This window comes from Dolosigranulum pigrum ATCC 51524 (genome assembly GCF_000245815.1).
In the GTDB taxonomy this organism is placed as follows: domain Bacteria; phylum Bacillota; class Bacilli; order Lactobacillales; family Carnobacteriaceae_A; genus Dolosigranulum; species Dolosigranulum pigrum.
Genome location: NZ_JH601103.1, coordinates 892974 through 917821 on the forward strand (window position 1 = coordinate 892974; position 24848 = coordinate 917821).

27 protein-coding genes are annotated in these 24848 nt (G+C 38.9%); 24 read left to right on the top strand and 3 right to left on the bottom strand.

All coding sequences use genetic code 11. From position 1 onward, the window contains the following. Window positions 1-7 precede the first annotated feature (7 nt). Complete coding sequence (locus tag HMPREF9703_RS04100) at window positions 8-1147, bottom strand: acyl-CoA dehydrogenase family protein (protein ID WP_004635854.1); 1140 nt, start codon at window positions 1145-1147, stop codon at window positions 8-10. Window positions 1148-1455: 308 nt separating this feature from the next. Next, the gene (locus HMPREF9703_RS04105; protein ID WP_004635855.1) at window positions 1456-2211 is read right to left on the bottom strand and encodes a GNAT family N-acetyltransferase; all 756 of its coding nucleotides are present in this window, start codon (window positions 2209-2211) and stop codon (window positions 1456-1458) included. Between the two features lie 320 nt (window positions 2212-2531). Here HMPREF9703_RS04105 and HMPREF9703_RS04110 point away from each other — a divergent pair, with 320 nt between their 5' ends. The 15 genes from HMPREF9703_RS04110 to cbpB all read left to right on the top strand — a co-directional run bounded on the left by HMPREF9703_RS04110 (window position 2532) and on the right by cbpB (window position 17433). Further along, the gene (locus HMPREF9703_RS04110; protein WP_004635857.1) at window positions 2532-3887 is read left to right on the top strand and encodes a M23 family metallopeptidase; all 1356 of its coding nucleotides are present in this window, start codon (window positions 2532-2534) and stop codon (window positions 3885-3887) included. Between the two features lie 64 nt (window positions 3888-3951). Next, window positions 3952-4704, top strand: coding sequence for a TrmH family RNA methyltransferase (locus HMPREF9703_RS04115; protein ID WP_040376814.1), 753 nt, complete (start codon window positions 3952-3954; stop codon window positions 4702-4704). A gap of 134 nt (window positions 4705-4838) precedes the next feature. Next, entirely contained in the window at window positions 4839-5363 is a 525-nt protein-coding gene (locus tag HMPREF9703_RS04120) for an HDIG domain-containing metalloprotein (RefSeq protein WP_004635861.1), read from the top strand. Window positions 5364-5496: 133 nt separating this feature from the next. Next, entirely contained in the window at window positions 5497-6858 is a 1362-nt protein-coding gene (gene mgtE / locus HMPREF9703_RS04125; RefSeq protein ID WP_004635865.1) for a magnesium transporter, read from the top strand. Between the two features lie 90 nt (window positions 6859-6948). Beyond that, entirely contained in the window at window positions 6949-7275 is a 327-nt protein-coding gene (locus HMPREF9703_RS04130; protein WP_004635867.1) for a winged helix-turn-helix transcriptional regulator, read from the top strand. Window positions 7276-7597: 322 nt separating this feature from the next. Beyond that, window positions 7598-8650 carry a phenylalanine--tRNA ligase subunit alpha gene (pheS, locus tag HMPREF9703_RS04135; protein WP_004635869.1) on the top strand — a complete coding sequence of 351 codons (1053 nt, stop codon included), beginning with the start codon at window positions 7598-7600 and terminating at the stop codon, window positions 8648-8650. Window positions 8651-8655: 5 nt separating this feature from the next. After that, window positions 8656-11067, top strand: a complete 2412-nt coding sequence (gene pheT / locus HMPREF9703_RS04140; protein ID WP_004635870.1) for a phenylalanine--tRNA ligase subunit beta — start codon at window positions 8656-8658, stop codon at window positions 11065-11067. A gap of 84 nt (window positions 11068-11151) precedes the next feature. Beyond that, window positions 11152-11433: a cell division protein ZapA gene (gene zapA / locus HMPREF9703_RS04145; protein WP_004635872.1), complete on the top strand. Its 282-nt coding sequence runs from the start codon at window positions 11152-11154 to the stop codon at window positions 11431-11433. Window positions 11434-11443: 10 nt separating this feature from the next. Beyond that, window positions 11444-12019, top strand: coding sequence for a CvpA family protein (locus HMPREF9703_RS04150; protein WP_004635874.1), 576 nt, complete (start codon window positions 11444-11446; stop codon window positions 12017-12019). A 97-nt stretch (window positions 12020-12116) separates the two neighbouring features. Then, the gene (locus tag HMPREF9703_RS04155; RefSeq protein ID WP_004635877.1) at window positions 12117-14489 is read left to right on the top strand and encodes an endonuclease MutS2; all 2373 of its coding nucleotides are present in this window, start codon (window positions 12117-12119) and stop codon (window positions 14487-14489) included. Window positions 14490-14575: 86 nt separating this feature from the next. Further along, window positions 14576-14884 (top strand): thioredoxin, encoded by a 309-nt coding sequence (gene trxA / locus HMPREF9703_RS04160; RefSeq protein WP_004635878.1) that lies wholly within the window; start codon window positions 14576-14578, stop codon window positions 14882-14884. A gap of 103 nt (window positions 14885-14987) precedes the next feature. Beyond that, entirely contained in the window at window positions 14988-15806 is an 819-nt protein-coding gene (gene racE / locus HMPREF9703_RS04165; protein WP_004635880.1) for a glutamate racemase, read from the top strand. A gap of 8 nt (window positions 15807-15814) precedes the next feature. Then, complete coding sequence (locus HMPREF9703_RS04170; protein ID WP_004635881.1) at window positions 15815-16438, top strand: XTP/dITP diphosphatase; 624 nt, start codon at window positions 15815-15817, stop codon at window positions 16436-16438. Beyond that, window positions 16439-16945 (top strand): metallophosphoesterase, encoded by a 507-nt coding sequence (locus HMPREF9703_RS04175; RefSeq protein WP_004635882.1) that lies wholly within the window; start codon window positions 16439-16441, stop codon window positions 16943-16945. Window positions 16946-16959: 14 nt separating this feature from the next. Next, window positions 16960-17433 (top strand): cyclic-di-AMP-binding protein CbpB, encoded by a 474-nt coding sequence (gene cbpB, locus HMPREF9703_RS04180; RefSeq protein ID WP_004635883.1) that lies wholly within the window; start codon window positions 16960-16962, stop codon window positions 17431-17433. Window positions 17434-17490: 57 nt separating this feature from the next. Here the strand turns inward: cbpB and HMPREF9703_RS04185 are convergent, their stop codons facing one another. Continuing rightward, a complete protein-coding gene (locus tag HMPREF9703_RS04185) occupies window positions 17491-19197 on the bottom strand; it encodes an Rqc2 family fibronectin-binding protein (protein ID WP_004635884.1) in 1707 nt (568 codons plus the stop codon). Window positions 19198-19345: 148 nt separating this feature from the next. Here HMPREF9703_RS04185 and HMPREF9703_RS04190 point away from each other — a divergent pair, with 148 nt between their 5' ends. The 9 genes from HMPREF9703_RS04190 (at window position 19346) to HMPREF9703_RS04230 (ending at window position 24832) form a co-directional block, all read left to right on the top strand. After that, window positions 19346-19783: a MarR family winged helix-turn-helix transcriptional regulator gene (locus tag HMPREF9703_RS04190; RefSeq protein ID WP_112767634.1), complete on the top strand. Its 438-nt coding sequence runs from the start codon at window positions 19346-19348 to the stop codon at window positions 19781-19783. Window positions 19784-19804: 21 nt separating this feature from the next. Beyond that, window positions 19805-20383 (top strand): ECF transporter S component, encoded by a 579-nt coding sequence (locus HMPREF9703_RS04195; protein ID WP_004635886.1) that lies wholly within the window; start codon window positions 19805-19807, stop codon window positions 20381-20383. Between the two features lie 11 nt (window positions 20384-20394). Next, complete coding sequence (locus HMPREF9703_RS08600; RefSeq protein WP_004635887.1) at window positions 20395-21117, top strand: YrrS family protein; 723 nt, start codon at window positions 20395-20397, stop codon at window positions 21115-21117. Between the two features lie 61 nt (window positions 21118-21178). Next, window positions 21179-22396: a YcjF family protein gene (locus HMPREF9703_RS04205; RefSeq protein WP_004635888.1), complete on the top strand. Its 1218-nt coding sequence runs from the start codon at window positions 21179-21181 to the stop codon at window positions 22394-22396. Window positions 22397-22471: 75 nt separating this feature from the next. Next, window positions 22472-23017 carry a Na+/H+ antiporter subunit E gene (locus HMPREF9703_RS04210; RefSeq protein ID WP_004635889.1) on the top strand — a complete coding sequence of 182 codons (546 nt, stop codon included), beginning with the start codon at window positions 22472-22474 and terminating at the stop codon, window positions 23015-23017. Continuing rightward, window positions 23014-23277 (top strand): MrpF/PhaF family protein, encoded by a 264-nt coding sequence (locus HMPREF9703_RS04215; protein ID WP_004635890.1) that lies wholly within the window; start codon window positions 23014-23016, stop codon window positions 23275-23277. The genes HMPREF9703_RS04210 and HMPREF9703_RS04215 overlap by 4 nt, the downstream gene beginning before the upstream one ends. Beyond that, the gene (locus HMPREF9703_RS04220) at window positions 23277-23579 is read left to right on the top strand and encodes a cation:proton antiporter (RefSeq protein WP_004635891.1); all 303 of its coding nucleotides are present in this window, start codon (window positions 23277-23279) and stop codon (window positions 23577-23579) included. The genes HMPREF9703_RS04215 and HMPREF9703_RS04220 overlap by 1 nt, the downstream gene beginning before the upstream one ends. Before the next feature lies 1 nt (window position 23580). Then, window positions 23581-24144, top strand: a complete 564-nt coding sequence (locus HMPREF9703_RS04225) for a Na(+)/H(+) antiporter subunit B (RefSeq protein WP_004635892.1) — start codon at window positions 23581-23583, stop codon at window positions 24142-24144. Further along, entirely contained in the window at window positions 24131-24832 is a 702-nt protein-coding gene (locus tag HMPREF9703_RS04230) for an MnhB domain-containing protein (protein ID WP_004635893.1), read from the top strand. The genes HMPREF9703_RS04225 and HMPREF9703_RS04230 overlap by 14 nt, the downstream gene beginning before the upstream one ends. The last annotated feature ends 16 nt before the right edge of the window (window positions 24833-24848 follow it).

Genomic DNA, 24848 nt, shown 5'->3' on the forward strand with positions numbered 1-24848 from the left:
TTTTAACTTAATCTTCAATTGGACCGAGTAAGATTTTCGCCCAAGCATTATGGAGCGATTCTTGGTCAGATGGTTGGAACAAACCAGCGTGAACATCACGCAATAAGCGCGAGAGTTCCTGGTTGTTAGAATAGCTGCGACCGCCGCTTGCTCGTATAATTTCTTGAACGACCTCAAGTGCGGTTTCTGTGGCATAATTCTTAATGGCGGAAAGTCGTGGTAGCCAGAATTTACCGTGATCAGCATCTTGTTCAATATCCTCAGCTAATGCATTAATTTGTGGTGGAATTTGATTTGCCTTCAATGCTGCTTCAGCAATGCGCCAACGAATATCTTTATCTTGGTCATAAGTTGTATCATTGGCAATGGATTTGCGTCCTTGAACGGTTTCAATACCAAGTTCAAGAGCCCGTTCACTAATACCATGATAAGTGGCTGCTAGAAGAATCTCGAAATGAGCAAAAATTCCGAATACAACCGGATCAAAGCTCGGCCCCGGATCAACTTTAGTTAAAATTTCTTCTTCGCTCGCCTTCGCTCCATTCAGTTTAATATTTAAAGAACGGGTTGCTCGCATACCTAAGACATCCCAGTCTGGGGAATAATCGATTGTGTCTGGATCATTCTTAATGTAGGCAAAGACAGACTTTGGCTCATCACCAGATGTATCCATCCCATAAGTTACTAGGCGGTCACATTGTTCAGCCATAGAGATAAAGACTTTTGGTCCGAAGAATTCATAGCCACCATCATCAATCGGCTTGGCATCACAGATTGATCCGAAGAGAACACGATCATTCGATGGTTCAGAGATTCCAAAGGCAAGTAACTTACCATCTGCAGCATCTCTTAAAATTTGTTCACCGCGCTGGTTGCCTTTTCGGACCATAAATTTTGCTAGTCCGACAATAATTTGGTGCATATTAATGCCAAGTGCAGTAGCAGGAGCAGCTTTGGCTAGTCGTGTTTGTTCCTTAGCGATTTCCTTCAAGCTTAGGCCAGCTCCACCATATTCTTCCGGCACAAAAGCTTTATAATAGCCTGCTTCTTTGAGTGCCTCATAATCTTCATAGGAGAAGCTGTTCTCGCAATCATATTTGTCCGCACGTTCGTGAATTTGTGTGAGTAATTCATCTGATAAAAACATATCTCAAACCCTTTCAGTCTATTTTATTTCATCATATCATTTAGTCAGTAAAAATGATATGTATAGCATGTTTAGAACAATATTATAAAGAATGATTAAAAAATAAAGTTCGGGAATGCTTGTCAGTATAGGATTGAACGACTTGAGATGACATACTATATATGCAATATTGTTTATCTAGGTTGAGGAATTGAATTTCCAATGTTTAATTATCATTCTTCGATAAGTTAGTTTCGTAATAGCGGTCTTCTCCGATGTGTTAGTCTTGGCACTGCTTAAAAATATTCATGACATGATAAAGAAGTCAATCATTCATTTAGTTCTTTCAAAGCCCCGATGATATAACTGTGTCGTTGGAATCCTAATTTTTGATACATTTCTGGTGTACTATCTTCAGCGTCAGCTAAGAGAATAATGGGTTTATTGTGCTTACGACTGAGTGTCACCACGAATTCTATCATACTGCGTGCGATTCCACGATGGCGATATTCCGGGACAGTGAGTAATTGATCAATCTCCAATGTATCCGCTTGTTCGTATAGGTGAAAACTTCCCACGATTTGACCATCCCAAGAAGCGAGGTACATGGAGGTGCCTTCTTTTTGATAAATTTGGTCATATGCGGCTTGATGGCTAATGGCGAATGAATCACTCACAAGTTGATCTTCTCGAAAGTTAATTTGTTTAAATACTTCCAAAGTCTGGTCATTAACGCATTCAATTTGAAGAGATGGTGAAGGGGTAGCTTTCCATTGACTGGACGTTAAGCTGAAGAGTTCTAACATCTGTAACTGATAGTCGTGCTGATCAAAATAAGTTGTTAATTCTCGTTTTAACGGGGTATTATCAGGCCAAAAGAATTTCATATGGTCTAAATGATGTTGCTTACTGAAAACATAATGCATTTCTTCAATTAACTTGAATTCTTGTAAATACGGTTGGAATTTTAGTTGAAAAAAGTTCCAATCATATTTAAATAAAGCTTGATCGTTGTAATATTGTTTAAAAAATTCATTGTCATCAATGAGCGTGCTTATATGGGTAATATTGTCAAAAGTGATCATAACGGACCAACTTTCTTTCCAAATATATGATATTAGTATACCGAAGTGCCAGTACAAATACTAGAAGTAAGTGCAGTCAGGAAAAAGTATCAGTGAAAAAGTGAATCCGTACTATTGTCGTGTATTTATAAAGTGTAGCCCAATTACTTAGAAAATAAGTTATGTGCAATATCTTGAGCAATTACTACAATTATATTACAAATCACAATAGTTTGTTACTGAATTTAAATATGATGAGTGTCTGAATTGTGATAAGATTAAATAGGTGGACGAGTTAATGTCTGCGAATTACATAGATTACGATGAGAGGGATGAATGGGTTGAAACGTAAACAACTACTTAAAATAGCAATCGTTGCCTCACTTGCGGCACCGACTTTTATGCAAGCGAATAGCGTTCTGGCGGAATCATCAGAGAAGTTAGAAAAATTGCAGGATGAAAAGAAAAAAATTGAACAAGAAAGTTCTAGTGTAAAGTCAAACATCGAATCATCTAAAAGTCAGATTCACGCACTTGAACAGACTGAAGGAGAACTTGAATTAGCGATTGCTTCTATTCAGGGGAATATTGAATCATTAATTGCTCAAATTCATGAGCAAGAGCAACAAATTGCTGCAAAAGAAGCAGAAATTGAGCAATTACAAGCAGAAATTGAATCATTGAAAGAGTTAATTGCGCGTCGAAGTGAAAAGCTAAAAGAACAAGCACGTTCGGTTCAAACATCAGGTAACTCTGATAAAATTGTTGATATGATCTTATCTTCGGAGAACTTTAGTGAGCTTGTGGGCCGTGTTAATTTTGTCTCACGTATCGTATCAAATAACCAAGAAATTATTGAGGCCCAAAAAGAAGACGTTCAAGCTTTAGAAGAAAAAGAAGCGAAGTTAGCTGAAGAAAAAGAAGCCTTGAATTTAGCGAAGTCTAACTTAGAGCTTGATCGCCAAAGTTTAGTCTTCGAACAACAAACACTACAATATAATATTGAACAAGTAGCAGCTGAGCGTAATATGACGGCTCAAGAGTTGCAGTCACAACTGAATAAGCAGGATGAACTAGCCAACCTCTCAGCTCAAGTAGATGAAGCCATTTCTTCAGAGGAAGCAAGAATAGCTGAGGAGCGTCGCCAGCGAGAAGAAGCGGAACGTCAACGTCAACTAGAAGAACAACGTCGACAAGAAGCAGAGGCAGCAGCTGCAAGACAAGCAGCTGAACAACAAGCAGTTACTGACTCAGCGCAAGAAGTAACAACACAATCAACCGTGAACACTTCACAATCAGTGTCGTCAACCCCTTCTTCATCGGGATGGTTAAGACCAGCAAGCGGTTATGTATCAAGTGGATTTGGTTATCGTTCACATCCAGTTTCCGGCTATTCAGATTTTCACCGTGGTATTGATATCGCAGGAAGTGGAGCTATTTTAGCCTCTCGAGCAGGTCGTGTCACTATTGCCGGGTATCACCCATCATATGGTAATTATGTTCGAATTGATCATGGAGATGGTTTCTCCAGCTTGTATGCTCACCTAGCTAGCATCCACGTCTCTGTTGGACAATCTGTTTCACAAGGTCAGTCCTTAGGTATCATGGGAACAACAGGTATGTCAACAGGTGTTCACTTACACTTTGAAATCCACCAAAATGGATCTCTTGTTGACCCAGCAAGTTACATTAATTAATAATTCAATCACTATATAAAAAAGGCCAGCAGTGGTCTTTTTTGTTAAAAAGAAAGTAGGCACTATGTTAACACCAGCGAGTAATAAACAGATGAAAGAATGGAGAAAATTAACACGAAAAAAATATCGCCATCAGTTTAACCGTTATCTGATCGAAGGAGATCACTTAGTGGAAGAAGCTATTCGTTCAGGTTTAGCGATTCATGAATTGATTGCGACAGAAGAAGCCTTAGAACGATATGAAGCGACATTACAGGGTCGAGATGTATATATTATTTCGAAGCAAGTCGCTGAGGATATTAGTGATACGGTAACGAATCAGGGCATTTTTGCAACGATTGATATGCCGGATTTACAGATAGAGCTAGCTGATATGACACAAATATTAGTGCTAGACGCTGTACAAGATCCTGGAAATGTTGGGACACTTATTCGCACAGCAGATGCGGCTGGTTTTCAGGCGGTTATTCTGGGACAGGGAACGGTCGATCTTTATAACTCAAAAGTCCTCCGTTCCGCCCAAGGAAGTCATTTTCACATGCCTATTATAGAGGCTGATTTGCAGCAGTGGATTCCGCAAGCGCAAGCAGTGGGATTTGATATTTTTGGCTCTTGTTTGGATGAAAGGGCTAAACCCTTTAAAGAGGTGACTTCTCCGTCGAAGTTTGCATTAATTGTCGGGAATGAAGGTAATGGAATCAGTGCAGATGTTTTAGCGCAGACCGATCATAACCTTTATATTCCGATGAAAGGACAAGCAGAATCGTTAAATGTAGCTATAGCGGGTAGTATATTAATGTTTCACCTAGCTTCATAACGGAAGACTATCATGAAAAAACTTAGTAGAGGAACCATAAAATAGTTAAGAATTATTCTTTTAATTAAGTACTATCTGAGGTATAATAGATATTGTAGGTTCTTAGAGAAAGTAAATGGATAAGGAGAGTGTCTATGGGGTTGTTAAAAGGACGTTGGCAAGCGGATAAAGAATATTTAGCATTAGTAGAAGATTTACTTGAAAATGAAAAATTTCAAAAGCTTGGTGACATCACCCACCATCATTACACTACGCGATTGCAACATTCGATTTACGTTTCGTATGTCAGCTATAAATTAGCCAAACGAATGAATCTTGATGTAAGAGCTATTGCAAGAGCAGGCTTATTGCATGATTTCTTTTTGGAATCTAGAGAAGAGATTGAAGCAATGGAGGAAGGGTCGCATAATTATGTACATCCTAAGATTGCACTAAAAAATGCGAAAGAAATTACACCTATTTCAAAGCTAGAAGAAGATATTATCTTGAAACATATGTTCTTATGCACCACTTGTGCTTTCCCAAGTTATCAAGAGAGTGCTGTTGTAACTTGTGTTGATAAGTATTGTGCCCTAGCTGAAGTGACTAAACCGTTCCGTCAATCTTCTATGGAGATACTTAATCGCTTCAAACGAACCATCACATTAACAAACTGGTAATTAAATTTAAAGTAGCAGAGGGATCTGCTGCTTTTTTAATGAAAAATAAATCATATCTTGCACTTATTGTTATCTTTAGGTATGATAATAAAGATAGGAATAGGAATTTATTAGATGATAAGAAGGTGACCCGATGAGTTTTTTACAATTAGATAAAGATGTCTATTACGAGGATATTTATACGGCAATTGATAATAATGATCGCACAACTTTTCGCGAATTATATTTAAAATTACACGACCGTGACCAACATGAATTATTTGATTCTTTGTATCCGGAGAAAAAACAAAAAATCGCTGAATTTTTGACACCACAAGAATTCTCAGAAGTATTTGAGTGGATGGATGTTGAAGCTCAGGAATTAGTTGTCCAAAGTTTATCGAACGAATATGTTGCTGAAATGTTCAATCATATTGCCAATGATAATTTGGTAGAATATTTAACGCAAAGTGATAGTGATCAAGAAGCGCTGTTGGCAATGATGGATAGTGAAGAGAGCCGTCGTGTTCGCGAATTGCTGTCTTATGCGGAAGATACAGCCGGATCCATCATGACCAAGGAGTACATCGCTATTCACCATGAGCAGACAATTGATGAGGTAATGGTACAATTACGTGAGGTAGGCCATGATGCCGAGACAATTTATTATTTATATGTGGTAAATGATGAAAATCACTTGGTTGGTGTGCTATCCTTGAGAGATTTATTGTTAGCAGAGAAGTCTGATATCGTCAAAGAGATTATGTCGACACATGTAGTGAGCGCACGAATTGATCAAGATCAAGAGGATGTTGCTAAAATTATTCAAGATTATGACTTGCTGGCTATTCCGGTGCTAAGCCATGATTCTCGAATGCAAGGGATTGTAACCGTTGATGATATTATTGACGTTATTGAAGAAGAGGCGGTCGAGGATTTTATTGAGTTTGCGGCGATTAAACCGGATGATTCCGATGATAAGGAAGTAACGGCGCTTCGAGCAGCGAAGCAACGAACACCGTGGATTTTAATTTTGTTGATTTTGGGACTATTGACAAGTGGAGTTATCGGTTATTTCGAGCATACATTGGAATCTGTTGTTGTGTTGGCGGCCTTTATTCCAATGATTATGGGAACAGCTGGAAATATCGGAACACAAGCCTTAGCAGTAACAGTTAAAAATATTTCTGACAATAATGTGTCCAGTCAGCCAATTTTACAGACAGTGCGGGAAGAACTCGTATCAGGGTCTATTATTGGCATTATCTTAGCACTGATTTTAGCTATTGTATCACTCATCTTGTATCAGAACTTAGCTTTGATGGTTATTGTGAGTTTGTCAATGGTGTTGGTATCAATTATGTCTGCAGTTGTAGGAACAACGATTCCGATTTTATTTGATAAGTTTAATATTGATCCAGCTGTAGCGAGTGGTCCTTTTATTACAACCATAAATGATATATTTGGTTTAGTGGTATATTTTATGATTGCCACCTCCTTGCTACATTACTTATAAGATGAAATCTAATGGTTTTATCTTGGCCGTATTAGTGTTATAATGGTATTGAACGAGATGTAAGTAGTGAAAGTAGAGGCGAGTAAGATAATGAGTCGAGATAATGAATCATTAACCCTTTGTCCAAAATTTCAGCAAGCATTTGCTATTTTAGGGAAAAAATGGAACGGATTAATAATTCAAGTGTTATTAGATGGACCGCACCGATTTCGAGATATTACCGAAAAAATTCCCGAAGTCAGTGATCGTGTCTTAGTAGAACGCTTGAAAGAATTAGAGGCAGTTGATATTGTGACGAAAGATTTAGATGAGACGTGTCAACTGAATTGTGGTTATATGTTAACAGAAAAAGGCTATGATTTAGAACAATCTCTAGTTCATATCCAACAATGGGCCAATCGATGGATCACCTTATAAAAGGTTGAGACAATTAGATGTGTCAAGTATAATTAAATATCAGTCATATGGAGCAAGTGCCTACGTGGAATTAGACAGAGATTATCTAGTAGCTGAAAAGGATAATAAGGAAGCGTACGTGGATTCACTCCGTGTATCAAGATACACATTAAATTTCAACACAAGAAATTTCGGTATGCGCCGTTATGCATGAAGTGCAGATAGTATATCTGAATTTGGGTGGTACCGCGTGAAAATCTCGTCCCTATACTGGGAGGGGATTTTTTTGTGCCAGGATAATGATAACGATTAGATGAACTAGTGAACAGAAAGGATAAAAAATATGACATTAAAAGAACAACTACAGGCAATTCAACAAAAAGCAATTGAGCGCTTGGAGCAAGCGAAAGAAACGCAAGCTGTAGAAGATATTCGTATTAAATACTTAGGAAAAAAAGGAGATGTGACCCAAGTTCTGAAAGGCATGAAGGACTTATCGCCAAAAGAACGTCCGATTGTAGGGAAATTAGCCAATGATGTACGTGATACGATTCAAGCAAAAATTAGTGAGCGAAAAGCCGTGTTACATCAAGAAGCGCTTAATAAACAGTTGGAAGAAGAAACGATTGATGTGACATTGCCAGGGACGACGCATTCAGTTGCTCAAACCCATATTATCTTGCAAGTGATCGAAGAAATAGAGGACTTATTCTTAGGAATGGGCTATAAGATTGTGGAAGGAAATGAAGTAGAGACGGAACATTACAATTTTGAACGAATTAATGTGCCAAAGCATCACCCGGCTCGTGATATGCAAGATACCTTCTATATTGATGAGTCGTACCTGTTGCGAACACAGACATCAGGCACGCAACCGCGCACATTAGAGCAGCATAATTTTGAAGAAGGACCACTGAAGATGATTAGTCCGGGGAAAGTTTATCGTCGTGATACAGATGATGCGACACACTCCCACCAGTTCCACCAAATAGAAGGCTTAGTGATCGATAAAGATATTGCGATGACCGATCTGAAAGGGACATTAGAAGAAGTAGCCAAAGCGATGTTTGGTGATAAGCACGACATTCGCCTGCGTCCAAGTTATTTCCCTTTTACTGAACCATCAGTCGAAGTCGACGTCACGTGCTTTAAGTGTCAGGGGAGCGATGAGCATTGTTCAGTCTGTAAAAATACAGGATGGATTGAGATTTTGGGTGCCGGAATGGTGCATCCACATGTGCTAGAGATGAGCGGAGTTGATCCTACCGTGTATGGTGGATTTGCCTTTGGGTTAGGACCTGATCGAATTGCGATGCTCAAGCATGAAATTGATGATATTCGTCACTTCTACACAAATGACCAACGCTTTTTAAGTCAGTTTAAGATGAAAGGGTAGATAATATGTTAGTATCATACAAATGGTTAAATGATTATTTAAACTTAGATCATGTATCCGCAGCAGAATTAGCCGACAAAATTACTTTAACTGGGATAGAAGTAGATAATATCTATCAGCGTTCACTCGATGAGCGTGTTGTTGTTGGTGAGGTGATTTCATGTGAAGCAGTTCCTGGATCAGATCATCTAAATGTGACAAAAGTTAATGTTGGAGACGAACACCCCTTACAAATTGTCTGTGGAGCACCCAATGTAGCAACGGACATGAAGGTCATTGTAGCTAAAACGGGAGCTGTTCTACCAGGAGATTTCCAGATTAAACAGACAACATTAATGGATATTGAGTCACATGGGATGATTTGTTCGCTAGAAGAATTAGGGATTAAAGAAGATGTTATTCCTAAATATGCTGAGGAAGGGATCTTTAGTCTACCGGATGAGCTGGAAGTGGGAATGCCAGTCGCACCTTATTTAGGTTTAGATGATACGATTATCGAATTAGATGTGACGCCTAACCGTTCTGATGCACTCAGTATGCGAGGGATGGCACATGAAGTAGGTGCCATCTTAGATCAAGAACCGACTTTTGAGCAGCCAGAGGTGATTGAATCAAGTGCAGATATTGCTGATTATGTAGATGTTTCGGTTGAAGATGCGAATGATGTTCCTTATTATTCATTGCGAGTGATTGAAAATGTGACAATTGGCGAAAGTCCACTTTGGTTACAGCGAAAATTGATGAATGCAGGGATTCGACCTGTTGATGTCGCTGTTGATGTGACGAATTACGTCATGTTGGAATATGGTCAGCCGCTGCATGCCTTTGATTACGATCGTTTACCTGCTAAAGAGATGCACGTTCGTCGCAGTCGCGATGGCGAGACAATGACAACCTTGGATGAGAAAGAACGGACCCTGACTGCTGAACAGTTAGTCATTGCTAGTGGTGACACACCGGTCGCTATTGCTGGCGTTATGGGGGGCGAGAATTCAGAAGTGACGTCCAATACAACGACTATCGCGTTAGAAACGGCTCAATTCAACCCAACCCTTGTTCGAAAAATGGCGCAACAGTTAAACTTGCGCAGTCAGTCAAGTATGCGATTTGAAAAAGGATTAAATACGGCTGCTGTGAAAGAAGCGGCTGATTTAGCAGTAACACTGATTGCAGAGTTAACAGGTGGGCAAGTTGTTAATAATCGAGCTGAAGTCGGTCAATTGAAGACAGAAAATACAGCTGTGTCAATCGCAAAAACTAAATTAGAACATACCATTGGGATTGAATTTGATGAAGCGACGTTGGCTTCTATTTGGCGCCGACTTGGTTTTGACTTCACGTTAGATAATGATGTCTATACGGTGGCTATCCCGCCGCGTCGACCAGATATTCGGATGAGTGCTGATCTTGTAGAAGAAGTCGCTCGGATATATGGCTATAATCGTCTACCATCTACGTTACCACAGATGGCGTCGACACCGGGACAATTAACAGCGATGCAACGTATGAAACGCCATGTTAAATACTTCTTGGAACAAGCTGGAATGCACCAAGCTATCAGTTATGCACTGACTACTCCCAAAAAGGCAACCTTATTCAATCTGTCACCAACCGAGCAGTCTGTTGAGCTGGCGTATCCAATGAGTGAAGATCATAAAACATTGCGCCAAAGTATTGTTAGTGGCTTGCTTGATAATGCGCAGTACAATCATGCCCGCCAAATGAAAAATATTCGTTTTTATGAATTAGGAAGAACGTTCTTCCGTCACGAAGATGGCTCTATTAGTGAAAAAGAACAATTAGGTTTATTACTATCAGGGGAACAATTGGCTGCATCATGGAATACCGATGCAAAAGCGGTTAATTTCTTTGATCTAAAAGGAATTATAGAAGAATTATTAACTGTTTTAGGGATTAGAGAAGCTGTTAGATTCCAAGCGACAAAAGCTTACTCAGAACTACATCCGGGTCAGGCAGCTGAAATATATAGCGGTGAGAAATTGATTGGATTAATGGGGCAACTACACCCAACCTTAGCCGCTCAATATGACTTAGAAGAGGTGTATGTAGCTGAATTAGATCTAACAGCATTAGCAACTGATAATGAGACTACGCGTCTATATCACCCAATTGCAAAATTCCCTGCTTCATCGCGTGATATAGCCTTATTGGTTGATCAATCCGTCACGCATCAAGCGATTGTTGATGTGATTGAAGCCCATTCTGATGAGCTGTTAGTGGATATTAAGCTGTTTGATTTATATGAGGGAGAACACGTTGAAGCGGGCAAAAAATCAGTCGCTTATTCACTGACTTACCAGAATCCTGAGGCAAACTTGAAAGATGAAGAAGTTGACGTTGCATTTAACCGTGTTAAGCAAGCTTTAGTTGAGCAATTAGATGCAACGATTCGATAATTTAATTGAGTGATAAAGAAAAGATGCAAAAAAATCTCTTTCATGATAAAATGGTGAAGAAAGCAAGTGATAGGGGGAGTTAGAATGAGTCAGAAGCCGAGTCGCTTAAAGGCGGAAATTAATGGAAAAGACTATACAATTGTTGGCTTGAAACCCCAAAAACATATGCAAGTTGTCGTTGAGATTATCCAAGCAGAATTAGCCGAATTAAAAAAACTAACTCACAAATTGGATGATGAACGACGAGCAGTGTTACTGGCTATCAATGCCAAATCAGAACAACTAGAATTAGAAAAAGAAGTGATTCAGCTTCGAGATCAATTACAACAACTACAAGAAAAATTGAATAACAAGTCAATTAGTTAGGAGTTTAGCCATGCTTTTTACACTAGCGATCATTATTATTTTGCTACTAAGTATTTATGTAGGAATTAAACGGGGAATTATTTACCAACTGATTATGACAATTGGTTTTGTACTGTCATATTGGATAGCGATTAATCAGTATAAGGTCATTTCATATTATGTGGAGCTCATTGTCCCTTACGGAATGCCCACTTCCGCGGATGAGAATCCCTTTGTTCTTTATTCACAAGACTTGATTTTTAATATGCGACATGCGTTCTATCACGGCTTGTCTTTCTTTATTGTCTTAGCATTAGGTTGGTTCATTACCCGCTTAGTCGGACGATTGTTGCAGTTCATTTCTGATTTGCAAGTGGATAGTTATGTGAATTTAATCGGAGGAGCAATTATTAGCTTTTTTGTTCATTATGTGGCACTATTCTTTATTTTATTTGTCTTATCAGCATTGCCACTGAACTTTATTCAGCGACAGTTTAGATCGAGTAGCTTGTCGCGTGCAATTGTTCAATATACGCCGCTCTTATCAGAAGATGCGTATCAAAATTGGGTGACAAAGACAGATCAAAAATTAACCGATCAAAAATAAATCGATATAAATAATGATAAAGAAGTATTGATGAAAAGAGATTTTGTCTTTTATCAATACTTCTATATTATTACATGGAATGAAAGGTGATTTTTACATGCGAAACAGTGTGAAAGATTCGATTCAGACATTAGAATTTCCTAAAGTTAAAAAACAACTCCAAGGCTTAACTGTCTCTTCCTTAGCAAAAAAACATGCTGGCAATATTAAACCGTCTGCGGATAAGGCGTTAGTCCAAAAGTGGCAAGATGAAACCGAAGATGCTGCGAAATTATTGCGGATGAAAGGTGGCTTACCGATTGCTGCTTTTGAAGACATTAAACCACATCTAAAACGTTTGACAATCGGTGGTGTGTTGAGTGAGGGTGAAATTGTCGATATTGCCCGAGTCATCAAAAACAGTCGCGAATTGAAACAATTTTTTAGCCAGCTAAAGGAAGAAGCCATTGAACTAAAGCAATTGTACCAACTCAATGACGCACTGTATTCCTTGCAAAGCTTGGAAAGAAAAATTCGAGAAGTGATCGATGAGTCCGGGACAGTGAGTGATGATGCGAGTCCCAAGCTCCGTGGTATTCGTACGGGTATTAAGCAGATGGAGCAGTCGGTTCGTGATAAGTTAGACCGCATTGTTCGCGGGAAGCAATCGCGGTATTTAACAGATTCAATTATTACGATTCGAAATAATCGCTATGTGATCCCGGTAAAAGCTGATAGCCGTGCTGTTTTCGGCGGTGTTGTGCACGATCAGAGCTCAACAGGTCAGACATTATTTATCGAACCACAATCTGTCTTGAACTTGAATAATAAATTAAAACAATATCGCAGTGAAGAGCAAGCTGAGATTGACCGAATTTTGGCTGAATTAAGTGAATTAATCGCGCCGCATACGAATGAGATTGAAGCGAACTTGCGCAGATTAGTTCAGTTTGACTTTATTCAAGCCAAGGCAACTTACGCGAAGCAACTGGATGCCAGTCGTCCGGAGATTAGTGAGAATTTAAGTGTCTCTTTAATAGGAGCACGTCATCCCTTAATTAAGGCAGATGAAGTCGTGGCGAATGATATTATAATTGGTGAAGACTATAAGGCAATTGTCGTCACTGGACCCAATACTGGTGGGAAAACTGTTATTTTGAAAACACTTGGGTTAATGCAATTGATGGGGCAAGCCGGACTACATATTCCAGCTGAACAGGGGAGTGTGATCGGTCTATTCACAAAATGGTTTGCTGACATTGGAGATGAACAATCGATTGAACAGAGTCTATCGACATTCTCTAGTCATATGACAAATATCGTCAGCATCTTAAATCAATTAGATGAGAAGAGTTTGATTTTGTTAGATGAACTAGGAGCCGGAACTGATCCACAAGAAGGAGCGGCCTTAGCGATCGCGATGTTGGATTATATTGCAAGTCAAGGCAGTACAGTAATGATTACATCGCACTATCCAGAACTAAAAGTTTACGGCTATAACCGGCCTCAGACGATTAATGCCAGTATGGAGTTCGACGTGGATTCCTTAAGTCCAACTTATCGCTTATTGCTTGGTGTGCCAGGGCGTAGTAATGCGTTTGAAATCGCTCGACGTCTGGGCTTATCAGAACACATTATCGCTTCCTCACAACAATTAATGAGTGGGGAGAGCCAGAGTGTTGATAATATGATTGGTGACTTAGAACAGAAGCGAAAAGAAGCCGAAAAACAAAATAAACAGTTAAAACAAGAATTATACCAAGCGACACAACTGCATAATGAGTTAAAAGACTTCTATGCCTCTTATGAAAAACACAAAGATCATTTGGAACAAAAAGCGCAAGAAGAAGCAAATGAGATAATTCAAGAAGCACAAAAAGAGGCAGACCGTATTATTGAAGAGTTGCGTCATCGACAACTTGAAGGTGAGCAAGCACCAAATGTGAAAGAACATGAATTTATCGATGCTAAATCCCGTCTATCTAATTTGCATTACGAACAAGAACACTTGAAGCAAAATAAAGTTCTGCAAAAAGAAAAACAGAAAAAAGAATTGGCGGCTGGGGATGAAGTGCATGTTCTCTCGTTCGATCAACCGGGCATATTGGTGGAACAAACCGATGAGAAAGAATGGGTTGTTCAGATGGGGATGTTGAAGATGAAGATTGATGAATCAGAATTGAAAGTAAAAGAGACGAAAGAAAAAGCGAAGCAACCAAAAACAACCGTCCGTGCATCGAAGAGCTCTATTCGAACAGAAGTTGACTTGCGCGGTCAACGCGTCCATGAAGCGGTTAAATCGCTTGAACAGTACATCGATCAAGCATTGTTGGCAAATTATCATCAAGTGACTATTATTCATGGAATGGGAACAGGTGCTGTGCGTAAAGCTGTTCATAAGCGCTTGCGTGAACATCCTCGAGTTGCTTCCTTTAATGATGCACCGGCTAACCAAGGAGGGAACGGTGCAACAATTGTCACCTTCAAATAATGATGCTAGTTCAATTATTAGCGAAAAGAGATGAACTATGATACACTGTAAGCAGTGTACGATTGAAATCGAGAGGAGAAATGATAATGGTACAAGCAATAACAGATTCAAACTTCAAAACAAAAACAGATGCAGGATTGACCTTGACAGATTTTTGGGCAACATGGTGTGGTCCATGTAAGATGCAATCACCGATTATTGAAGAATTAGCAGAAGAAATTGATTTTGCTGACATTTACAAAATAGATGTCGACGAGAACCAAGATACTGCTCAAGAATTGGGCATTATGAGTATTCCGACATTGCTAATCAAAAAAGATGGAGAAATTGTCGAAAAATTAGTTGGCTTCCACGATAAAGAACAATTAAAAGCCATCTTGAGTAAACATAAATAATTATATTACCAGGACAAAAGGGTTCATCTGAAATAGGTGAACTCTTTTTGATATGGGATAATATTTGGTATAATGGAGCTAGAAGGATAAGAGGGAATTATTTATGAAGAAGAGACCGATTGGATTTATTGATTCTGGTGTCGGTGGTTTGACGGTAGTGAAGGAAGCGATGCGACAATTACCGCATGAAGTGTTCTGTTATATTGGTGATACGGCGCGCTGTCCGTACGGGCCGAGAACACCGGAACAAGTTAGACAATTTACGATAGAATTAGCTTATTTTTTGATGGAAAAAGATATTAAGTTGTTAGTTATTGCATGTAATACAGCAACTGCAACGGCGCTCACAACCTTGAAAGAGTTGCTCCCGATTCCGATTGTCGGTGTTATTTTACCTGGAAGTCGAGCCGCGATTAAAGCAACACGCAATCAACGTATTGCTGTGATTGGAACCGAGGGAACCATTGCATCCAATGAATATCAAACATCAATTTTCCGCAAAAATCAGCAGATTGATGTTGTTAGCTTAGCCTGTCCGAAGTTTGTGCCGGTTGTTGAAAGCAATGAATATACGGGACCGCTTGCTAAGCGTGTGGTACGAGAGACACTGATGCCACTACATAAAACAAAAATGGATACGCTAATTTTAGGATGTACTCATTATCCGTTATTACGACCGATTATTCAGGATGTGGTGGGACAAGAGATTCAGTTAATTGATTCTGGAGCAGAGACCATTAATGAAGTGAGTGTTTTGTTGGATTATTATAACTTAGCGGAAGATACCCCTAATAGTGACCCATTGCATCAATTTTATACGACAGGTTCCGCAGAGATGTTCAAACGAATTGCGTCTGCTTGGTTAGGGTTAGATCATCTTGTAGTGAATCACATTAATTTGAAGGAGATTGAAGGAGATTGAAGGAAAATATGGAACAGAATAAATTAATTATTATTGCAACACACAATAAAGGAAAAGCAGCAGAGTTTGAAGCGCTATTCGAACCGTTGGGCTATGAAGTGAAGACCATGCATGACTTCCCAGATATAGAGCCAGTAGAAGAGACGGGGCTGACCTTTGAAGAGAATGCTCGGTTGAAGGCTGAAACGGTAGCTGCAGAGATGGGAACCTTTGTATTAGCGGATGATTCCGGCTTAGCAGTTGATGGCTTAGATGGGTTACCTGGAGTACATTCAGCACGATTCGCGGGGGAAGAGGCGAGTGATGCAGCGAATAATGCCAAGCTATTAGCTGAATTAGGAGAAGATTTGCGTCTTGACCGGACAGCACACTTCCATTGTACGTTAGCTTTGGCCCACCCAGATAAAGAGACTTTAATCATTAAAGGTCAAGTGGATGGGGAGATTGCTAAATTACCACAAGGCGAGCACGGTTTTGGGTATGATCCTCTCTTTTATTTGCCGGACCGTGATCAAACCATGGCCCAGCTAACAGCAGCTGAAAAGAATAAAATTAGTCACCGCGCACATGCGATTAAACAGTTGAAACAACAGTTGAGTGAGTGGCTAGCAGATGAAGGAGATGTGTTGTAGATGAAAGTACTGATTATTAGTGATAATCATGGGGATAAGACCATTCTAGATGAAATTAAAGAAAAGTATCAAGATCAAGTGGACGGGATGATTCACTGTGGCGATTCTGAACTAAACGATACGGATGGCATCTGGGAGACATATCAACCTGTTGAGGGAAATTGTGATTATTATGGTGATTATCCAACTGAACGCATTGTTGAAATTGGTGATGCATCGTTTCTAGTAGTCCATGGTCATCGTCACCGAGTGAAGCAAGATTTGTCTTATTTAGCTGAAGCTGCCCAACAGAAAGGCTTGCAGTTTGCTTTTTATGGACATACCCATATTCCGAAAGTTGATCAGATAGGTGATGTGTATGTGATTAATCCAGGAAGTATTGCACAACCGCGGTATCCTTATTCAGTGGGAACGTATGCCGTCTTAGAATGGACGGATACAGAACGACGGATAACTTATTATGACCGCGATCACCAAGCGTATGATGAGCTCAGTCAAGAACTATAAGAGAGGGAATATAGATGATTTCAGATGTAATGAAAGAATATTTATTATCCGACGAACCAACGCTAGTAAAGCCAGAAGAGGAAGTGGCTGTTGTCAATTCGTGGCACACATTGGAGCATGCTATTTTGATCTTGACGGCCGATCAGTATTCTACTGTTCCGGTGTTAGATCGGGACTCGAAGGTGTTAGGTCTTATTTCGATGCCTAAAATTATTAAGGCTATTATGGGAAATGAGGCCATTGATTTTAACCGATTAAGTGAGATTACAGTCGGGGATATTATTGATGGCGAGGAGTTCCCCTATGTCTATGATGATTTTGATTTAGAAGATATCTTACAAAAATTAGTGCGTACAGCCTTTTTAACCGTCATTGATCGTGAAGGAACGTTTAAGGGAATTATTACCCGAAGTGAGATGCTTAAGGGAACCAACCGAATTGTGCATATGTTAGAAAGTGATTATGAGTTAATTAAGAAAGAAAAATAAATAAAACCATTAAAGCTAGGCTACGTCTGTAGTCTAGCTTTAATGGTTAGTTAGGGATTAGAGTTGTTCTAACGACTCGATATAGCCTTCACTCGGCGTTGCAAAATAAGTATCCTGTCCTTCATAAGTGACAAAGCCGGGTTTTCCGCCGTTTGGTTTGTTAACATACTTCACTTGGACGGCATCGACGGGCACATTGGCAGATTCTCTATATTTACTGAAGTAGGCAGCTAAGTGCGCAGCTTCTTCAAAGGTTTTTTCACTTGGATTTGATCCACGAATAATAACATGCGACCCCGGGATGTTTTGGGCGTGAAGCCACCAATCTTCACGATTAGCGGTGCGATGTGTTAATTGATCATTTTGTCGGTTGTTACGGCCAACATAGATATCCGCACCATCCGATGAGCGGAAATGATAGGGCTTAGACGCTTTTGACTGTTTTTTCTTTTGGTGTGAATTCTTTTTCTGTTTTAGATAGCCTTCATCGCGGAGTTCATCACGAATGTCTTCGATGTCAGCCAGGGTGATCGTATCAAGACCAGCTAGAACAGATTCCAGGTAAGTCAATTCTTGTTTAGTGAGTTTGATTTGCGATGTGAGGTGTTTTTTGCGTTTTTTCAACTTTTGATAGTGCTTGAAGTAGTCTTGAGCATTTTGGGCAGGTGATTTTTCGGGATCAAGTGTAATATCAATCGGTTCATTATCATTGTAGAAGTTTTGTAAGGTGATAGATTCTTGACCTGGTTGTACTTCATGCATAAAGGCAGTTAAAACTTCTCCCTTCACTTGATATTCTTCAGCGCGCTCCGTTTCTGCCAATTCTTCCCGCATTTTTTCTAGTTTATTCGCATTTTTTTTCAACTCATTATTGACGAGTGAAGTAATATCTTGAGATTTTTGACGAATACGGTCTTGGGTTACTTTTTTGTCATAATATTTGTCTAAGAGGTGACTTAATGATTCAAAGGTTTGTGCCGGACCTTCTTCAGAGATATAGTTAAAGGCAGAGAAGGTAGGGGTTCTCTTAGGATAAAGTGTTGGTGTGTACGGTCGTTGGTCGAATTGCTGGAAAAATGCTGTAGCAACCCTTACATAATCTTTTTCAGGTGCTTGCGCTAATCGTTCGGCTAATTCGCGGGCTGACTGGCGACCGAACCCTTGGAAAGTCTCTTGAATCCATTTAGTTGTTGCTTTGACCGTATCTGTGACCGGGAAGTCTAGCTCTATTAAGTCGGCAGTAAATGGGTTTAGTTTATCTTGTGTCGGTGCCGAAATAAAGTCACTCCCTGGTAAAATCGTTCGGTAAGAGTTCTGACTTGGTGGGAGATGTTTAATACTGTCGATAATGCGATTCTCATCATTATTGACTAAGATCATATTACTATGACGCCCCATAATTTCGATTACTAGAGTTGTGGACTGTTCATCACCTAGTTCGTTCCGTCCTGAGACACTGAGATGAATGATTCGGTCATTGCCCACTTGCTTCATCTCAGTGAGGAATCCATTTTCCAAGTATTTTCGCAAGATCATACAATAATGAGGTGGATGTTGTGGATTATCGAAATCTCGCTGCGTTTTTTGGATGCGAGCGTATTGTGGGTGAGCTGAGATTAGAATATCGTGATTTTTGCGGTTGGCTCGAATGCGTAAGATAATTTCATTATCAAAGGGTTGATAAATCTTGGTAATGCGTCCTCCGACAAGTTCATGGTTTAATTCATTAATCATTGCGTGTGTAAATAAGCCATCAAATGACATATAGACATGCTCCTTTCGTTGAAAAGCAGTAGGTTTTATTATACCATTGATATGTGGATTTGACTAATTTTCAAAATAGGATTGCACTCGAGAGCTAAAACTGATATATTTGTATTGAGCAATTATTAAAGGCTACTGATAAAGGAGGATGTCGGTGGAACAATTTAGTGATACATCACTGTTGTTAGAGCGGATGGATGAATTTACACGGTTGTATAAGAAGTTAAATAGCTTGTTGTTAGCTCATTTTGGGTTAACTGAGTCGAGCTTGCTGTTATTTGACATTATTGGCGATGAGGAATTGACACTTAAAGCAATTACGGAGCAAAGTTATTTAGATAAGTCAACTATTAGCCGACAAGTGAATTCATTAGTAAGCAAAGATATGGTGACGAAAGCAGACGGTGAAGATAAGCGCTATTCTTATTTTAAGTTGACACCGGAAGCGAAGCAACTTTATCATCAGTTCAGAGAAGAATCTGTGCGTGGCTTTGCTGATTTATTGGCGAGCATGACGGATGATGAACAACAAAAATTATCAATTCTACTCAATCGTGTGAATCGATTGTATAGAACAGCATTATAAGAAGAAAGGCGATATAAAACGATGAAACAAACTATAAACACAAAACGCTTGACCATGATGGCCATTGCGACAGCTATTTTATTAATTCAAAATTTTGTTCCTTTTTTAGGAAATTTACCGTTGCCACCACTTAATCCAACGATCATTCATATAACCGTTATTGTTTTTACCTTTTTGTTAGGAACAAGAGATGGCATGATAATTGGTGCGATTTGGGGGATTATTCGCATGATTCGTGCGTTTGCAATGCCGGCGAGTCCACTTGATCCACTGATTTGGACAAATCCAATGATTGCCGTACTACCTAGATTATTGATTGGCTTAACAGTCGGTGTAACGTATCAATGGTTGCGCAAAAAATGGCCAGATGCACGTAGCTTGCGGATCTCTGCCTTTTTAGGCTCGTTAACCAATACAGTATTTGTGATGTTATTTATCTACGTTTTCTTTACCGAAGATATTGCTTACTTGATGAATATTCAGATGGACAATATTGTCTATGGATTATTAGCTATTGTTGTGACATCAGGTATTCCAGAAGCAATTATTGCAGCGATTATTGCACCAATTGTCGTTAAACCGTTGAAGAAAATTTATTAGGAGGACTGTTTATGAGTATGAAAAAACGATCAGATCGTTATAAACAACCAAAAGATGAGTCAAATTCGTTTGATCGCTTATTCTATTGGCTCATTGCGGGTTTATTTGTTGTCTTAATTGCGATTATTATCTTTATATTTGTCTCAGGCGGCGATTCTGTTGAGCAAGTGTCTGATGATTTAGTCCAACAAACAGAAGAAAGTAGCGATAGTGCGGGAATAACGGCTAAGAAAGAAAAGTCTACTGATAAAAATGATAAAGCTGATGATGATAATGAAGATGATGAAGACGCAGCTAAGACAGACGAAAACCAAGCTACACAAAAACAGAACCGAAACCAAAATCAGCAACAAACACAATCACATCAGCCATCACACCAACAACAAGGTCAAGAAAGACAGCAAGGGATGAATCAGCAAGGACAACAACCTCAACGTGGTCAGAACCAAACAACCACTAGTGGGGACACCTCTATCGTGAACGAAACCCCTCCGCATGATACGAATCATTATACTGATTTTAGCGATGGCTCTAGCGATCGTCTTGAAATTAGAGATAAGGTCAGTACTGTGACTGGAATATCAGAGTCCGATATGATCGAGCGTTGGATTGGAAATGATGGTATTGCACGAGTTGAAGCAACAGTTGAAAGTCGATCGACTGGCGCAAAATATATTGTGTATTTACAATATGGTAATGGACAATGGCATGTTGAGAGTGTTCATAACAACTAGCTAGATGAATGATAAAAACCTTGTTACATGTAACAAGGTTTTTAAACATGGGAGAGATAAAATGAAACAATATAGTGCACCATTTGATGTCGTTGATGATATTTTGAAGAAAACCCAACAAGAAATTGAAAATATGCCACCGATTAATATATTAGTTGTCGGGAAAACAGGAGTAGGCAAGAGCACGTTAATTAACCACTTATTTCGTGATAATTTAGCGGAGACGGGAGTGGGTAAACCAGTCACCCAACATTTGCGCAAAATAACAAAGCAATACATGCCGCTTAATTTGTATGATACACGTGGGTTGGAGATGGATGCACGTGTACAGGCAGAGATTCAGACAGAAATTTTTGAATTGATCGATGAACATCAAGGGACTGAAGAGGCCATTCAATTCGTTTATTATTGTGTGAATGCCTTCTCGAATCGAATTGAAGAGTTAGAGATTAAATTTATAAATAAATTGGCTAAAAAAACACCGGTTATTCTAGTACTCACCCAATCTATTCAAGGACGAACAGATTATTTCCAGGCATCTTTAGAAACGCTTAATTTACATGTGGCGGCTATTCAACAAGTGATGGCTAAACCGTTTGTCATTAATGATGAGGTGACAGTGGAGCCGTTTGGGTTAAAGGAGTTGTTAGATAAGTCTTTTGAACTAGTGCCGACAGATCATTATCATACTTTAAATAATATTCAAATAGTTGATTTGAAACGAAAAGTAGCGGCAGCACGGAAGTGGACAAATGGCTATATAACCTCAACCTTTGGCATCGGGTTTGTCCCCATACCATTCGCGGATGCATCGCTTTTAGTGCCAATGCAAGTGACGATGCTTGCCCATATTACAGCGATTTTTGGTATTACGATGGACCAATCAACATTAGTGAGTTTAATAGGAGCAGTTGGAGGCACAAGTTCAGCTACATTTTTGGGACGCACGATTGTATCCAATGCCTTTAAGTTTATGCCAGGTGTAGGCACAATTGTTGTTGGTTTAATTAGTGGGGCCACTGCTTCTACAATTACTAGCGCATTAGGATTTAGCTATATTGAAGTGCTCACTTTACTAGTAAAACAAGAAAAAGTAGGTACATTGAACATCCGAACGCTCCAAAAAATGATGGTTAAACAATTTAAGAAGCAATTAAATCGGCGAAAAGATGCGATCAATACAGATGAAGTCGTATTAGAAAAGTCAAAGATGAAAAATATTTTCACGCAAGCAACTCGAATACTTCGCCAATCGTTGAATAAACGAGATCAATCATAATAATCCATAATTTAAATGCAACGGAATACATGATAAAATGGGGATGATCGTTTTAAAAGAAAGGGTGAGAATGCTATGAAAAACTTCATTGATAGTGTAGTGCAAGATATGGTTTCTAATATAAAAATTATAAGTGTCTTATTCGTTACGTGGATTATTTTATTCGAAAAAATTAACTTATTTGTAATTGTAACGGGTTTGATCATGTCTGTGGTGTCTATTTTATTAACGGATATGTATTTAATGCCAGGGAATTATACGGATGAGTATATGTTTGGATTGCGCTCTATGATTCATTATTTTAGCATATTAGTGATTGAAATTTTTGTTGCCGGGATTGGTGTAATTCCCAAAATCATATTAGGCGATAGTGACGTAGCTTTCGTAACTTGCGAGACGAAACTAACTGATGAATTCTTGATCAATATTTTGGCCAATTCGATTACATTAACACCGGGAACCGTTACCGTAAAAAAATCAGGTAGCACACTCCGTGTACTCACACTAGATACACCAAATATAGCTCGCGATGAAGATCCACGTCAAGTACTACCACTAAAATTGGAACACGTATTACTAAAATATGAGAAGACTGTTCAAAGAAGAGGCGAAAAGATATGATGACATTTGATTGGTTTGTGTTAACCACTTTAATAATTCTGTCTATCGGTTCGATATATCGGGTGATAGTGGGACCAACTGTCTGGGATCGTATTTTAGGATTTTCCTACTTTTCGGCGAAGATTATTATGGTAGGCATTGTTTTTGGAATACTGATTGATCGAATTTTTGTGGTAGATGTTAGTATGATTTATGGGATTTTAGACTTTATCGGAACAATTATGGTTGTCCGATTTATTGAGGCAAAAGGTGATATTTAATGACAATACTTGATTGGTTGGCGAATGGTATTATTGTAATGGGGTTAATTTTTGTGACAATTGGTATCTATGGTACGTTTAGATTTAATGACTTTTTCAAGCGAACATTGATTGTAGCGAAAGTTGATACAGTAGGGTTTATTACTGTACTTGTCGGCTATATGATTCGAGAAGGATTCTCTTATTTTACGTTTAAAATATTTTTAGTGCTGATCTTATATTTAATCACCAATCCGATTTCTTCGCATGCAATTTTGCGATCCGCGGATATGAGTGACTACAAGATTAAGGAGGATCGTTAGTATGTTTGAAGTCTTACTGTTAGTTGCAGTGCTTATTGTTGGTTTTTTAACGGTCATGACGGATAGCTTAATGCGAACTGTTATCTTTTCAGGAACATTTTCACTAATAACAGCAATGGCGTATGTGTACTATAATGCACCAGATGTGGCTTTAGCTGAAGCGGCTATTGGGGTGGGCTTGGCGACCATTATGTACTTAGTTGCGGTCAAAAAAGTGCGCGTATACGATGTTCTCTACATCAATGAAGCGGTTGAAGCTTTTGATGATAGTGATATTGAAGCGGTTCAAGAGACATTAATTCGTCCGTTAGAGTTATTTATCGAAAAAACAGAAGAACTGGAACCAACCATTGCCTATACGAATAAAGAGGCAGCGTATTATCAAGAGAAAGCGGAACATGATTTTATTATTTGCCAGCGCAATAATTTAACTTATCTATGCGGAAAGACGACCGATGAAGTTTTCCAAGATATTATTGCCAATATGAATGATATTTTATGTGATATTGAAGATATTCGGGTAGTTTATCTGGATCAGGAGGTGACGATGGGTGAATCGGAATAGAAAAAAATCTGTCTACATATTCCAAATCTTGTTATGTGTGACGGCTGCTAGTCTGATGTTATTTATGTTTACTAATTTTTCTGAAACATTAGGAACACCGTTAAAAGATTTTTTCACGACTGATTTTTATGAAGAAACGGGGGCTAGGAATGCCGTAGCGGGTATTTATTTAAACTACCGCATGTTTGATACATTTTTTGAAGCCTTGATGTTGATGGTATCTGTGATGGAAGTCATTAATGTGTCGTGGATAAGTAGTCATAGTGAGTCATTCGAATTAAAACCACCAGAAATGTCTTATGCAGGGGGTTCCCAGATTATTGCCCAAATGATAGGGATTGTGTATCCGTTTGTGATATTAATTGGTTTCTATATGATCTTGAATGGCCATAATTCTCCGGGCGGGGGCTTCCAAGGAGGAACTATTTTATCTACGGTATTAATTACGCGTTATTTAGTTCATCCAACGTTGGATCTAGATTTAGAAATAATTGAAGTGATCGAAAAAATTGTATTTATGTTAATTATTATGATTCCGATTCTCTATTTATTTATAGAAATCGTGCCTACTACGGAGTTAACGAATGAACTCTACATGATTATCATGAATACACTAATTGGTCTGAAAGTTTTTTGTGGGTTAACCGTCCTCTTTTATCGATTTGTCTTCTATGAAGGAGTTTCTTAATATGTCAAATAGAGTT